The organism is Mycobacterium nebraskense (assembly GCF_002102255.1).
Classification (GTDB): Bacteria; Actinomycetota; Actinomycetes; order Mycobacteriales; family Mycobacteriaceae; genus Mycobacterium; species Mycobacterium nebraskense.
The window spans coordinates 44,682-59,403 of record NZ_LQPH01000151.1; the positions used below are offsets into that span (position 1 = coordinate 44,682).

General features: G+C 67.7%; 3 protein-coding genes. All 3 read right to left on the reverse strand.

Annotated elements, in window-relative coordinates; all coding sequences use genetic code 11:
- Positions 1-11 precede the first annotated feature (11 nt).
- The 3 genes from AWC17_RS21905 to AWC17_RS21915 are packed head-to-tail and all read right to left on the reverse strand — an operon-like array spanning position 12 to position 14,720.
- Positions 12-1,379: an FAD-binding oxidoreductase gene (locus AWC17_RS21905; RefSeq protein ID WP_046182187.1), complete on the reverse strand. Its 1,368-nt coding sequence runs from the start codon at positions 1,377-1,379 to the stop codon at positions 12-14.
- Positions 1,379-6,700 carry a non-ribosomal peptide synthetase gene (locus tag AWC17_RS21910; RefSeq protein WP_046182186.1) on the reverse strand — a complete coding sequence of 1,774 codons (5,322 nt, stop codon included), beginning with the start codon at positions 6,698-6,700 and terminating at the stop codon, positions 1,379-1,381. The genes AWC17_RS21905 and AWC17_RS21910 overlap by 1 nt, the downstream gene beginning before the upstream one ends.
- A complete protein-coding gene (locus tag AWC17_RS21915; protein WP_197083343.1) occupies positions 6,693-14,720 on the reverse strand; it encodes a type I polyketide synthase in 8,028 nt (2,675 codons plus the stop codon). Before AWC17_RS21915 ends, AWC17_RS21910 begins: the two co-directional genes overlap by 8 nt.
- Positions 14,721-14,722: the final 2 nt, after the last annotated feature.

The following is a 14,722-nucleotide window of genomic DNA, read 5'->3' on the forward strand; positions in this document are numbered from 1 at the left end:
GGCGTCTACGTTCACGTATCCGTTGCGGGCTCAATGTTTTGATTGAGGGCGAAGCGGTTTTCCGGGTCGAGGCGAGCCTTCAGCTTGGCGAGGCGCCGATAGGCGACTTCGCCGAAGCTGGCCCGGATGCGGGCCTGCCCCTCATCGCCGACGAAGTTGAGATATGCGCTCGCCGGACCGAGGGGACGCAAAGATTCGTACGCCTCATCGGTCCATGACTGACATCGTTCGGTGTCAGCGGGGTCGGTCCACGTGGTGACCAGATGGACGATGTAAGGATGGTTGCGGGCCGAAAAGGCCGTCGCCTCCGGCGGAACCCGGCTGGGAAAGCCGCCGAGCCGGATCAGGTGCAGGTGTGTTTGCGGCGCGGGGCGAGTCGGCCCGAGCAGCGCGATACGCCTGATCGCTTCGTCGGACAGCTCCGTCAGGAAGATCGACTTCCAATAGTTCAACCGACCGAACGGGGCCGTGTGGTCGAGGACTTGCTGCCAAGTGGGATAGGCGATTTCGCGCTGCAGTGACATCACCGGTTCGCGAGTCACCCCGCGGACCTGCAGCAGCGCACCGATCGCGGCCTGACCGACTTGTTCAGCTGCCGTCGAGCAGCCGAGGATCGTGACCAGGCGCCGTCCTGAACCCTCATCGGTGCCGAAGTCGACGAGGGCCGCCAGGTGATCGTCGGCGTTGTCCATCTGGGCGCGGAAGTGTTCGAGCACGGCCTCGGCGTCGGCGTCGTCGTAGGCTCGCACGCCCCCGATGACGTGATCGACCGGATGCAGGTCGAGCACGAAGTGTGCGACCACCCCGAAGTTGCCGCCGCCACCGCGCAGTCCCCACAGGATCTCCGGGTTCTGCAACTCGCTGACGAACAGCACCTCCCCGCTGGCGAGCACGAGCTCCGCGGCGGTCAAGTTGTCGCAGGTCAACCCGTATGTCCGGGACAACCAGCCGACCCCGCCGCCGAGCGTGAACCCGCCCACGCCCGTCGATGACACCACACCGCCGGGGCAGGCCAGACCGTGACGGGCGGTGGCCTGGTCGATGTCGCGCCAGGTCGCGCCGGGCTCGATCACGGCGATTCGGTGCTCGGGGTCAACGACCACACGCCGCATCAGGGAGAGGTCGATGAGGATACCGCCGTCGGTCGAGGAGTGTCCTGCAACGCTGTGCCCACTGCAACGCACCGCGATCTCGGCTCCCGAGCCGACGGCGTATCGGACGGCGGCCACGATGTCAGCGCGGGAGCGGCAGCGCAGCACGACGCCGGGCCGTTTGTCGATCAGGCCGTTGAAAACCTGCCGCGCCGAGTCGTAGTCGGCGCCGTCGGGATAGACCACGTCGCCGGTGAAGCCGGGAACCGGGTCGATCGTTCGTGTCATCAGAACCGGTAGGTCGTGCAGCCGACGGTGACACCCGAGCCGACCGCCAGGATCAGCGCGATGTCGCCCGGCCGTGCCAGCCCATGCCGCCGGGCGTGATCCAGCCCGTACGGCAGGGACGAGGTGAACAGGTCGTCATCGGAGCCGAACTCGACGAATCGTGATCTCGGAATGCCGATCTGGGCGGCAAGTTCGTCCAGCTCCGCCGTCGACAGCCGCGGCGGGAGCACGACCGCGATGTCGGAGGGGTCGAGCCCCTCCAGCGTCAACAGTTCCTTGGCGGCCGACGGGATGCAGCTCAGGTAAATGGCGGCGAGGTTGGGGTCGCGTTCAATCTGCAGCCGGCACCGCCCGTCCCGCTGCTGGGTGTAGGTGGTGAGCGCCCCGCCGTACTCGGGGTGCTGCTGGAAGACGAATCGGCCGAAGCCTTCCGTACCGTCGCTTCGGCTGAGCAGGATGGCCGAGCCCGTCTGGCGGATGCCGTTCAACGGATAGCCGCTTTCGGGGGTGTTGTTTTCTATCTCCGAGGCCACGACCATCGCACGGTCGGTCTTTCCCGCGCCGATCATTCCCGCGGCGACGTGGCAGGCGTTGAGGAAGCCGACCGCACCGTTGAGGACGTCGAAGGCGAGGGTCTTGGGCCCGTCCGGGGACTGCACGTCGCCGTTGATTCCGAGTTCGCCCGCGACGAGCGAGGCAACCGCCGGTTCGCTGAGAAAGTCGTCGCGGTAGACACCGGCGTGGAGGATCAGACCGACCGCTGCCCGATCAACGCCACTTTCGTCGAGGCACGCCGTGGCCGCTTGAACCGCGAACTGTATCGAGCTGGGAGACGTCGATTGCCCGGCGGGAGCGATGCCTACGTTGTCGATACGCACGCGGGGCGTCGCCGCTAGCTCTTTGCGGTGGTTGTCGGTCCCAATGCTGAGGCCGCGCTGGTCGCTGGTGCCTCGGCGCATTCGGTCGGGCAGGTCGTCGAAGGTGTACAGCGCGGCGCCGATGGTCTGTCCGGAGCCGGTGATGGAAAAGACCACGTTGTCGCCGGACTTGATCCGGTTGCTGAGGATGTAGTCGTGCAGCGCGACGAAGTGTGTCGTGCTGGCGGTGTTCCCCCGCTCCGCCACGTTGTAGATGGTGTTGTTCCGGTTGGCCGCGCCCTGTCCGAACACTTGGTTGATGGCGGCGACCGCGTCGTTGAGCGATGCCTCCGAGGTCTGGTGCATCACCAGGTGGTCACAGGTCTCGGGCCGCCACCCGTGCCGCTGCATTACCGCCGCGACGTAGGGCACCGCATGCTTGACCGCGATCGCGGTCTGCGTGACGGAGTCGGTGAACATGATGGCGCCGCCGTGCGAGGCTTCGGTCGCCTTGGCGATGCACAGTTTGCTGTAGCGGCTGAACGTGGCGATGTCGATGTCGTGGAAGCCGACCCGGCCGTTGGGCCCGCGCTCCAGGATCACCGCCGCGCCGGCGTCACCGAGGGTCAGGCAGGCGAGCCTCGGGTCCATCGGCCCCTCGATTTCCTTTTGCGCGGTCTCGGTGAGGTGGCTGATGTATTCGCCGCTGACCACCAGCGCGTTGCGAACCAGTCCGGTCTGCAGGAATGCGTCGGCAACGGTGATGCCGGTGAACATCCCGGCGCACGCGTTGCTGATGTCGAAGGCCAGCGCGTTGACAAAGCCACATTGGCCGCGCAGCCGCGAGGCGGTGCTGGGCTCGAAAGTGAACCTGTGCCCGAGCCCGTCGCGACGGGAGATGTTGCAGGCGATGACCAGGTCGATGTCCTCGCGGCGATAGCTCGACCGGGACAGGCAGTCGTCCGCCGCCTTCCTGGCAAGGTCGATCGAGAACTCGTCCTCGCCGACCACCCGTCGGTTCTTGATGCCGGTCAGGCGTTCCAGCGGTATGCGGACCTCGTTGGCGCACTCCGCCATGACCGTCTCGGTCGACACCGTCCGCGCCGGCAAGTACACGCCGATGCTTTCGATCACCGTGTTTCGCTTCTCGTCGGGTCTGGCTTGCACCGGTTTAAGGGCTGGTGCAGTGACGACCGCCTCGGCGGGGCTTTCGTGGTGATCCAGCCCCTCGCTGGCGACCGGCCCGTATTCGGCGGCGACCTCGGCGATCGTGCCGTACACAAACATCGACTCCGGTCGCAGTGGCAGGCCGGCCGCGTTCGCCCGCACCGAGACCTCCAGGCTCTGGGTGGAGGCACCACCGAGAGCGAAGAAGTCGTCGTTGACGCCGACCCGTTCCAGACCCATTACTGCACACCAGATCTCGGCCAGGACCCGTTCGGTGCGCGTGCGCGGAGCCACGAATGCCGGCTCCTGCGGCCCCGACGCGCCGCCTGCTGCCATCAAGGCCTTGCGGTCCACTTTTCCGCTCGACGTGAGCGGCAGCGCGTCCCTCACCTCGAAAACGGCCGGCACCATGGCGGCGGGAAGCAGCTCCAGCAGGAAGCGGCGCAGCTCTGCTGTCGACGGCACGGCGTCGCCGGCCGCCACGACATGGGCGACAAGGATGGTGTTCCCGCGGCTGTCGGTTCTGGTCACCACCGCGTCCTCGGCCACCGCGGGGTGTTTCGCCAACGCCGCCTCCACCTCGCCCGGCTCGATCCGGAAGCCGCGGACCTTGACCTGGAAGTCGATGCGCCCCAGGTAATCGATGTTGCCGTCGGGCAGATATCTCGTCAGGTCCCCGGTGCGATAGAGCCGCTGGACGGGGTCCGCGGTATCGCCGCCGAACGGATCGGCGACAAAGATGCTGGCCGTCAGATCGGGCCGGTTGAGGTAGCCGCGCCCGAGCCCGACACCGCCGATGAACAGCTCGCCGGGCACACCCACCGGCACCGGTTGTAGGTGCGCGTCCAGAATGTGCGCGCGGATGTTGGCGATCGGTCGCCCGATCGGCACCAGCGTGCCGGATTCGCCTCGCTGGCAATGGAATCCGGTGACGTCGATCGCGGCCTCGGTTGGCCCGTAGAGATTGTAGAGCTCGGCATCCAGCGTGGCCAGGAAGTGGTCCCGGAGGTCATACGGCAGTGCCTCGCCGCTGCAGAACACCTGGCGCAGCGCGGTGCACGCGGCCACGCCGGGCTCGGCGAGGAAGCGGCGCATCATTGACGGCACGAAATGCATTGTGGTGACGCCATTTTCGACGATAGTCCGAACCAGGTATGCGGCGTCCTTGTGGCCCTCGGGTTTTGCGATGACCACCCGGGCGCCGATGATCAGCGGCCAGAAGAGCTCCCAGACGGACGGGTCGAAGCTCACCGGGGTCTTGTGCAGCACCCGGTCGTCGCCGGTCAGCCGGTAGGCGTCTTGCATCCACAGCAGGCGGTTGCGGATCCCGGCGTGGGTGTTGAGCGTCCCCTTCGGCTTACCGGTGGAACCGGACGTGTGAATGACGTAGGCGAGGTTGGCCGATGTCGTCCCGGCGACGGGGGCGACGGTGGCGTCATCGTCCGACGGTGTGGACGGCGCATCCAGGCAGAGCCGGTGACCGGTGAAGCCGGTCGGCAGGTGCTCCAGCTGGCGCTGGTGGGTGACGCAGACCGGCGCGTCCGGTACGTCGTCCAGCATCGCGGCCATGCGCTGCGCCGGCTGCGCCGAGTCCAGCGGCATGAAGGCGCCACCCGCCTTGAGGACACCCAGCAGCGCCACCACCAGGTCCTCGGAGCGCTCCAGCAGGACGGGCACGACGACCTCGGGACCCACGCCGAGGTGCCGCAGCCGGTGCGCCAGGCCGTTGGCTCGCCGGTCGAGTTCCGCATAGGTCAACTCGCGGTCGTCACACGTCACCGCGACGGCGTCCGGGACGCGGGCGACCGTTGCGGCCACCATCTCGTGCAGGCAGGCCGGGCCGTCATAGACGACCTCGGTCTGGTTCCAGGCAGCCCGCTGACGTAGCTCCTCCTCGGTGAGCAAGGGCAGCTGCGAGACCCGCCGGCTGGGATCGGCGACGATCCCGCCGAGGAGTGTGGCGAAGTGCCCGGCCGTCCGCTCGATCGTGGTGGCATCGAACAGATCGGTGTTGTACTGCAGCACGCCGGACAGCTTCCCGTCGTGTTCGCCTATCTCCATCATCAGATCGAACGGCGCGCCGCCCTGCCCGACGTGGAGGGTTTCCAGCCGCAGCCCGCCGCTTTCCGCGCCGGTTCCGTCCGAGAAGCGGCGCGTTTGTTCCCAGGCGAACGAAACCTGGAACAGTGGCGTGCGGCCCGGGTCGCGCACCGGCCGAAGCCGCTCAACGAGCAGCGGGAAGGGATAGTCCTGGTGTTCGAGCGCGCCCTGCACGGTTTCCTTGACGCGGCCGAGCAGGTCCGTGAACGTCGGATCGTCGTGTAGGTCGGTGCGCAGCGCCACCGGATTGGTGAGGTAGCCGACCAGACCCTCCTGCGCGACCCGGTCACGGCACGCGAAAGGTGAGCCGATCACCAGGTCGTCCTGGCCGCTGTAGCGGTGCAGCAACGTGGCGTAGGCCGCCAGCAATGTCATGTAGGGCGTCGCCCCCAGGCTCCGGCCCAGCTGCTTGATCCCGTCCGTCACCGTGTCATCGACGGTGAAGCGGTGCACGGTGCCCGGGTAGGTCTGGACGGCCGGTCGCGGCCTGTCGGTGGGCAATTGGAGGGCCGGCAGGTCGCCGGCCAACTGCTCACGCCAGTAGGCCCAGAGGTCCTCGCCTTCGGCACCTGCGAGCATCCGGGCCTGCTGGTCGGCGTAGTCGACGAAGCTTTGCGCGGGCGGCGGGGGCGGGGCCGCACCGTGCTCGGCGGCGTAGAGCAAGCGCAGCTCGTCGAGAATGATGTCGATGGACCAGAAGTCGACGGCGATGTGATGCAAACCCAGGAGCAATACGTGTTCCTCGGGTGTGCGCTCCAGCAGCGTCAGCCGCAGCACCGGGCCGGTGTAGAGGTCGAAAGGACGATCGGTCTCCCGGCGGATCCACTCGTCGACCCCGGGCTCACCCGGGCCGAGATGGTGCCGGGCGATGCGCGCCGGCCAGTGCGGATGAACGAGTTGCACCGGTTGCCCGTCGCGCTCGGCGTACGTGGTCCGAAGCGCCGGATGCCGGTCGACGAGTGCCTGGGCCGCGCGTTCCAGCGCCGGCACGTCGAGCTCGCCGCTGATCCGCCCGGCATACGTGACGTTGTAGGCGGCGCTGGCCGGTGCAAGTTTGTGGATGAACCACATGGATCGCTGGCCGTACGACATCGGATGTACCGAGGCCGACTCCTCCGCTTCCTCCATCAGCAGCTGGGCCAGCAGCGCGCGTTTTTTCTCGGGAGACAGACCGGAGACGTCGATGGACTTATCCATCTTCGCGAACCTCCTGCGCGACGAGCTTTGTCTCGCCCCCGTTTTGGGCCCCTCTTTCGGCCAGCACCTTCTGGAGCATTTCTTCCACGGCCTCGTCCGAAAGATCAGGCACCTGGGTCAGCAGGTCGATCCCGTTGATCCCGCGCGACGGCGCACCGTCCGTTTGCCGTGTGGCCGATTTCTTCGGGGCGGCTTTCTTCGAGGCGGCCTTCTTCGGGGCGGCCTGCCGCGGCGCCCCGTCGGGCTGCGCCGCGGGTGTGCCGGCCGCCACCAAAGCCAGGTGGTCGCAAAGCCATTCGGCGAGACTGGCCACGCTCGGCCCCTCCAGCAGCTTGGTGACCGGCACGACGACGCCCAGGTCGCGTTCGACCTGCATCCGCAGCTCCAACGTGATGAGCGAGTCGACGCCGAGGGTGTTGAGGGGCGCCTGAATGTCCAGGTTCGATGGGGCCAGACCGAGTTTGCCCGCAGCGAGCTCGCACAGGTACGACTCGAGCAGCCGTCGGCGCTCTTCCGGTGTCGCACCCTGCAGCTCGTCGGAAAGACCGTTGCCCGGCCCGGACGCGGTCGCACCCTGCGGCTGGTCGCCCGAGGGCGCAACGCCCAGCTCCGCGAGCAGTGGCGGCTGCACGTCGGGCTGCCACCGCGCCCAGTCGATGTCGAGGACCACGGCCTGCGTCACCGACCTCGCCAGCAAGGACGACAGTGCTCGGAGGCTGTCGGCCGCCGACATGGCCTCGACGCCGTATTGAGCGAAGTAGCTCTGCAACTCGGACCGGGTGAAGAAGCCGAGCTCGGCCCACGGCCCCCAGTTGACGCTCAACGCCGGCCGGCCTTCGGCACGGCGATGCCACGCCAATGCGTCCAAAAAAGCGTTCGCTGCCGCGTAGTTCGCCGCCCCGGGCGGGCCCAGCAAGGACGCGGCCGACGAAAACAGCACGAAGAAGTCGAGTTCCGCGTCTGAAGTCAGCGCGTGCAGGTTCCAGGCGCCCTGAACCTTGGGCGCCATGACCTTGCGGAGTTTCTGCTCGTCGAGGCATTGCAGGATGGCGTCGTCGGCGATCCCCGCCGCGTGCACCACCCCGCGCAGCGGTGGCATCGACTCGCCGATCGACTCGATGACAGCGGCAACCTCGTCGGCTTTGGCGACGTCGGCCTGCGCGACGATCACCTCGGTGCCGCCCGCTCGCAGCGCGTCGAGCGACTCCTGCGCCGATGCCGAGGCGCCGCCGCGCCCCATCACGACCAGATGCCGGGCACCGTGCTCAGCCATCCATTTGGCCACCACGAGTCCGAGCGCACCGAGCCCACCGGTGATGAGATAGGTGGCCTCTTCGGTGAAGGCAACGGTCTCGGTGGGTTCCGGTGCGTCGTAGTGGTTCAGCCGCTCGACATAGCGGCGGCCGCCGCGGAGTGCCACGTCACCGTCGCGGCCATCCGCCCACACCTCCCGGAACAGGGCCCCGACTTCTTCCGGACCGCCACCGACGGACAGGTCGACGCACGTGCAGCGCAGTTCCGGGTGCTCATGCTCGATGGTGCGGGCCATCCCCCACACCGGAGCCTGGGCGATCGACACGGGTTCGGCTGCGGTTTCTGAGGTCGTTTTTGAGGTCCCTGTCACCTGCGATCCGCCGGTCACCAGCCACAGCCGCGGCGGAGCCGACCAACCCGCCCGCGCCAGCGCCTGCACGAGATGAAGCACGCTCACCGGGCCAAGGGTGGTGGCCGAGTCCAGCGACTCAGGCGACGTGTCGGCCGCCGGTGCGGCCAGCAGGTCCCACAGGTGCACCACCCCACGGCACGGTGGCCGCGCGTCGGTGAACGCGTCTTCGAGCAGCAGCCGAAAGTGTTCGGGCTGCGTCGGGTCAAGGCGGTAACTGTTCGGTGTGAGGCGCTCGAAGTCTTGATTATCCAGGCCCGGCTCGACCAACGCGCATGTCTGAGAATGCGATTCGAGGTGATCCCGGAGGGTTTCCGCGGTGATCCCGCCGTCACTCAAGATGAGCCAGCTTCCGGCTTCGGCCGGCGGGCTCGATCCGTCCCGCTCCGACAGGGACGCGGGCTGCCACCGCAGCTGGTACATCCAGTCGCGCAGACCCGCCTCCGTCGTGTCGCCGGGGACCTGTTGGAGCAGGTCGGGTGCGGTGATCGTCCCGACGTCCATCCAGGAGTGGACACGCTGCCAGGGATAGGTCGGTGCGGCTACGAAGTGGCTGCCCGCGGGGTACAGGTGCTCCCAGGCGACGGGCTGACCAAGGGTGTAGAGGGTGCCGAGCGACGCCAGCGCGGTCGCTCGTCCCCCGTCGTCACGCCGCATGGATGGCAGCGCGGTGCAACTCCGCTGCATGTCATCGGCGTCCTCGCGGATAGAGGTCAGCAGGACCGGGTGCGGGCTGATCTCAAGAACCGAGTCATGCGCACTGTCCAGCAGCCTCCGCAGTACGGGCGAGAAATGCACCGACGAGCGCAGGTTCTGCGCCCAGTAGTCGGCGTCGGACAAGCGGTCGGTCAGCAGGTCGCCGGTCACCGTGGAGTAGATGGGTATCGCCGGCGCGGTGGCCCGCAGTCCGGCGAGACCGGCGCGCAGAGCGGGGACCAACGCGTCCATCTGCGGGCTGTGGGCGGCCACATCGACGTCGACCCACCGGCAGAACCGCTCGCGCTGCTGCAACTGTCCCATCAGCTCCGCCAAGACCGTTTGATCCCCGGACAACACCGTCGACCGGTGGCTGTTGCTGGCGGCGATCGCTACCTCGCTCTCCCGGCCGGCGATGAGCTCCTGCGCTTCGTCGAGGCTGAGCTCCGCCGCCATCATGGTTCCGCGGCCACGGACCGTGCGGAGCATCAAGGCTCGGGTGCTGATCACCCGTGCGGCGTCCTCGAGGGTCAGCGCGCCGGCGACATGTGCCGCCGCGACTTCACCCATGCTGTGCCCCACCACTGCGGTGGGTTCGACCCCCCATGAGCGCCACAGGGCGGCCAGCGCCACCTGGATGGCGAAGATCGCGGGTTGGATCAGGCCGATGTCGGTGAGTTCCTCGTCCTTGGCCAGCACCTCGAGCACCGAGCTGCCCAGATAGGGCCGGATCGCGCGGTCGCACGCCGCCAGGGCTTCGCGGAATACCGGCTCCTCGGCCTGCAGTCGCTGCCCCATGCCGTGCCACTGTGAGCCCTGGCCGGGAAAGGCGAAGACCACGTCGGGTCGCTGGCCGGGACGGCACTTTCCGACGGAGATCCCGGGCCGCGACTGCCCGTGCCGGTAGGCGGCCAGGGACTCCAACATCGCGGCGGGGGAATCTGCGACCACGGACAACCGATGCTCGAGATGGCCGCGACGGGCACCGGCCGTGTAGCACAGGTCGGCCAGCCCAACCCCGGATGCCAGGGCCGACTGGTACCGGTCGGCCAGTGCGGCCAGGGCCTCGGGCGAGCGCGCGGAAAGCGGCAGCAACTCCGCTCGATCCGGTGCCGGGCCGGGCTCGACCGCGGCGGGCCGCACCTGCGGGGCTTCGGTAAGCACGGCGTGCGCGTTGGTGCCCCCCATGCCGAACGAGCTGACGCTCGCGACCGCTCGCCCACCATTTGCCGGCCACGGGGTGAGGGTTTGCGCCACCCGCACCGGCAGGTCATCGAAGGGGATCTCGGGGTTGGGCTCGCTGAAGTTCAGACTCGGCGGAATCGCCCTGTGCTGCAACGCCAGCGCTACCTTGATGAGCCCGGCCACCCCGGCCGCCGCCTCCAGGTGGCCGATGTTGGTCTTGACCGAGCCGATCAGGCACGGGCTGCCCGGCGGGCGGCCGTCCGCCAGGACGGTGCCCAGCGCGTTCGCCTCGATCGCGTCACCGAGGAACGTTCCGGTGCCGTGCGCTTCGACGTACTGGGCGGTGCCGGGCGAAAGACCGGCGCGTCGGTAGGCCGCGGCCAGCACGGCTTCCTGCGATTGCCGGCTGGGTGCGATCAGCCCGTTCGTCCGGCCGTCCTGGTTGATCGCGGTGCCGCGGACCACCGCATAGATCGGGTCGTTGTCGGCCAGCGCCCGACTGAGCGGTTTGAGGACGACGATCCCGGCGCCTTCACCCCGTACGTAGCCGTCCGCGCCGGCGTCGAAGGTCTTGGAGCGGCCGTCGGGCGCCATCAGCTTGGCCTTGGTGAAGTTGATCATCAGCGCCGGCGACAGGATGACGTTCACGCCGCCGGCCAGGGCCAGCGAGCACTCGCCGTCGCGCAGGCTGCGGCAAGCCAGGTGCACGGCGACCAACGACGAGGAGCAGGCGGTGTCGATTGCCATGCTCGGTCCGTGGAAGTCGTAGAAGTACGAGAGCCGATTGGCGGCGATGCTCAATGCGTTTCCGGTGCCCGTGTAGGCGTCGACAAGCTGGAACTGGCCGGCCCGCAGATTCGCGTAGTCGGTGGTGGAGATGCCGACGAATACGCCGGTGTCGCTACCCGCAAGCCGCTCGGGCACCTGCCCGGCGTCTTCCAGGGCCTCCCAGGCCACCTCCTGGATCAGGCGCTGCTGGGGATCCATTTGCGCCGACTCCCTCGGCGAGATGCCGAAGAACCGAAAGTCGAACTTGTCGATTTCCGGCACGAAACCGGCCCGTCGCGTGACCGAGGTACCCGGCACGGACGGATCCGCGTCGTAGAAGGCATCGGCGTCCCAGCGGTCCGGCGGTATCTCGCTGATCGCGTCCACGCCGTCCGACAGCTCCCGCCAGAAGGCCGCCGGCCCGTCGGCGCCCGGAAAACGGCAGCCGATGCCGATGATGGCGATCGGCTCATCCGCGGCGCGCACGCCACTGCCCGCACTGGCCGGTGCGGCGGTGCGGTCGGTGGCGGGGGCCTCCTCGGCCAGATGGCGGGAGAGCAGGTCGATGGTGGGGTATTCGTAGGGGAGTGTGGGCGAAAGTTCGCGTCCGAGCCAGGATTCCAATGCGGCGGTCAGCCGGATGGCACGGACGGAATCGAGGCCGTAGTAGGCGAACGGACGGGATGGGTCGATATCCGTTGCCGGGACGCCGAGTTCACCAGAGAGCTGGGTGACGAACCAGTCCGCGAGCTCCGCGGCGCTGCGCCCGCCGGGTTCCGACGAAGCGGCCGCAGGACGGATGTCGAGCCGCGGTGCACGCCATTGCGCGACCGCCTCAAGCTGGCCGTCGAGGAACTGCTGCCGGCAGACGGACCGCTGGATCTTACCGCTGGACGTCGTCGGAATCCGCAACGGCTCCAACAGAATAACGGCATCTACCCGAACCTCGTGGCGCTCGGTGATCGCGGTCCGGATTGCGTCGACGATTTCGTTGAGTTCGGCCTCACCGAGCTGTTGGTGGCTCACCTCCTGCACGACAACGAGCTGCTCGTCGGCGCCCGGTCCGGGAGCGATTGAGAAGACCGCACCCCTGCCGTGCAGGAGTGCCGGGTGGCAGGCCTGCACGGTCAGCTCGATGTCCTCGGGGTAATGGTTGCTGCCGCGGATAATGATCAGATCCTTGCGGCGTCCCGTGACGAACAACTCCCCGGAATGTAGGAACCCCAGGTCCCCGGTACGCAGGAACGGGCCGTCCCCGGTGTCCGCAAGATGCGCCGAGAATGTCGCTTCGGTCTGTTCGGGCTTTAGCCAGTAACCCTGTGCAACGCTAGGCCCGGCGATCCAGATCTCACCGACCTCGTCAGCCCCGCACGGCCGCCGGGTCTCGGGGTCGACGATGACGACCTGCTGGCCACCTTGCGGCTGACCGCAACCGACCAACGTTGAAGCGCTCGGATTTTCCGGCGCGACCTCCGTGACCCGTCGTTCGCGTAGTGCGATGCGATCGATGTGCCGAACCAACGGTAGCGGGGCGTCCGACCCCCCGGAGACCAGCAGCGTCGCCTCCGCCAACCCATACACCGGATAAAACGCCTCCGGCCGAAAACCGGCCGGGGCGAACGCCTCGGCGAAACCCTGCAGGGTCGCGCTACGCACCGGCTCGGCACCGCACATCGCAATCGCCCAGTTGGACAGGTCAAGCGCCGCACGCTCTTCGGGGGTACTGAGTTCGACGCACATGTCGTAAGCGAAGTTGGGTGCGGCGGTGATCACGGCGTGGTGCCGAGACATCGCTTCCAGCCACCGCATGGGGCGCTTGATGAACGTGCCCGGCGGCATGAGGGCGGAAGTACCCCCGACGTAGAGCGTCTCGAGGATACCGCCGATCAGACCCATGTCGTGATAGGGCGGCAGCCAGAACACACCGCGGGCGTTCGTATCGAATCCCGAATTCCACGTCCGCCGAATGGTTTCCAGGTTGTGGACCAGGTTACCGTGCGACAGCACAACGCCTTTCGGTGTGGCCGTGGAGCCCGAGGTGTACTGCACCATGGCGACTGTGCCGGCGTCGATGTCTGGTGGAACCCACGGCCGGTCGTCGCCCGCCGTGTCGGTGACAGCCCAGCGCAACGGACGCCCCCTGACCAGACCGTCCACCGTGGCCTTGATCCTCGTCTGGACTTCGGTGGTGGACAGAGCGAAGCCAGGTTGCGCGTCCGCGATGATCGCCTCGACGCGCGGGACCAGGTGATCGCGTACCGGCGGATGCATCGGAACGGCGACGGCGCCAGCGTAAAGACACCCGAACAAGCCGGCGACAAAGTCCAGGCCCGGCGGGCACAGCACCAGGACGCGCTCGCCGGCAGCGCCCAGTCGCTGGAGCGTCGACGCGATCTGCCGCGCGTGGGCATCCAGTTCCTGATAGCTCAGCCGGCTGACTCCTTGTTCCTCGCCATCGCGAGAGTAGGTGAACGCAAGCTTGTCCCGATAGCGTGCGGCTCGCTGCTGCAATTGCCCAACCAGCGTCGGCGCGGTAAGCGGCGGATAATCCGCTATTTTCCAACCGGATTCGACGCGGTGTTCGGCGTGCTCGGCACCGCTTTTATCGGCGGCGCTCGTCTCGCTCCTCTTATCGGCCTTCGGTCGGCCACTTGTTCTGCGGACTCGTGACATCAGCTTTGCCCCGTCATATGGGTGGTTGGTATCGGCATTTCCGTGCCCTGAGCCGCTATTGGAGCTTTCGATGACGCCGCCCTCGGTGTTGGTCTCGAGCAATCCGCGGAATGCCTCCACGGTGTAGCAGGTAACGATCGCGTCGGTGCGTGCCCGCACCGACGCCGAGCGGGCCATCTGGAACAACGGCTCGAGCTCACCGACGTACTCGCCGGCGGTGGCGACCTTGAGCAGCTCCTCGGCCCCGTCCGCCGATTCCCGGACGACTTCCAGTTCGCCGTCGGCGACGACGTAGATCAAGTCCCCCACGCTGCCTTGCGCGAACAACACCGAACCGCTTGCAAGACGCACGGTTTCGGGCTCGGAGTCGGTCGCGGTGACATCCGGCAATAGCCTGACCACGTGGTCGGCGAACGGCAGGATCCGCGTGTCGTGGGTGGCGACCACGACGATGCGCTCACCGCTGGCCAACTCCCGGAGCAGCCGCAGCACTCCTTGCACCTGGACTTGGTCCAGGTGGGCCGTGGGTTCGTCGGCCAAGATCAGCGGTGGGTCCAGCGCGATCGCGCGGGCCACCGCAACCCGTTCCCGCTCACCGCCGCTGAGGTCGCCGGGCCGGTGTGTCATGCGGTCGTGCAGCCCGACGCGAGTCAACAATTCCTCGGCGCGTTCGCGCGCCGCACGCCGCGACCACCCGGCCGCCCACAGCGGCACCATCACGTTCTCCAGTGCGGTCAGGCTTGCCACCAGATTGAATGATTGAAAGACGATGCCCACGGTGCTGCGCCGGTAAGTGGTCAGCCTGCGACGGTCCAGCGCCGTGACGTCGATGTCGCAGACTTGGATGCGCCCACCGGTCGGGCTGAGGATGCCGCCGATACACGACAGCAATGAACTCTTCCCGCACCCACTTGGGCCCAACACGATCACCAGGGATCCGGCCTTGACCTCCAGATCCAGACCGTCGATGACGCGGAGCGCCTGCCCACCGTTGGAGTACTCGACGACGAGATCTTTGATGTGCAGATCACCCACGA

Coding starts and splice junctions, on each gene's coding strand:
- AWC17_RS21910 (WP_046182186.1), bottom strand. CDS start 6,700: ATGGATAAGTCCATCGACGTCTCCGGTCTGTCTCCCGAGAAAAAACGC.
- AWC17_RS21905 (WP_046182187.1), bottom strand. CDS start 1,379: ATGACACGAACGATCGACCCGGTTCCCGGCTTCACCGGCGACGTGGTC.